This is a genomic window from Pseudomonas sp. Fl5BN2, from assembly GCF_009908205.1.
Taxonomy (GTDB): domain Bacteria; phylum Pseudomonadota; class Gammaproteobacteria; order Pseudomonadales; family Pseudomonadaceae; genus Aquipseudomonas.
The window spans coordinates 1-447 of sequence record NZ_JAAARL010000066.1 but is presented as its reverse complement, the minus strand read 5'-3'; the positions used below and the strand labels follow the sequence as shown (position 1 = coordinate 447).

The window sequence follows — 447 nt, the reverse complement described above, 5'->3', positions numbered from 1 at the left end:
CCATTACAGTTATGCTAATTAAAACGATTTTGACAGGCGGGAGGTCAATTTGATCCCGGACGTATCACAGGCGCTGGCCTGGCTGGAAAAACATCCTCAGGCGTTAAAGGGGATACAGCGTGGGCTGGAGCGCGAAACTTTGCGTGTTAATGCTGATGGCACACTGGCAACAACAGGTCATCCTGAAGCATTAGGTTCTGCACTGACCCATAAATGGATTACTACCGATTTTGCGGAAGCATTGCTGGAATTTATTACACCAGTGGATGGTGATATTGAACATATGCTGACCTTTATGCGCGATCTGCATCGCTATACGGCGCGCAATATGGGCGATGAGAGGATGTGGCCGTTAAGTATGCCATGCTACATCGCAGAAGGTCAGGACATCGAACTGGCACAGTACGGCACTTCTAACACCGGTCGCTTTAAAACGCTGTACCGTGA

The 447-nt window shown here is 49.0% G+C and carries 1 pseudogene; it reads left to right on the top strand.

Annotation, left to right across the window (positions count from 1 at the left end):
• Positions 1-49 precede the first annotated feature (49 nt).
• Positions 50-447 (top strand): annotated as a pseudogene (locus GV819_RS32575) (glutamate--cysteine ligase); the annotation flags it as partial.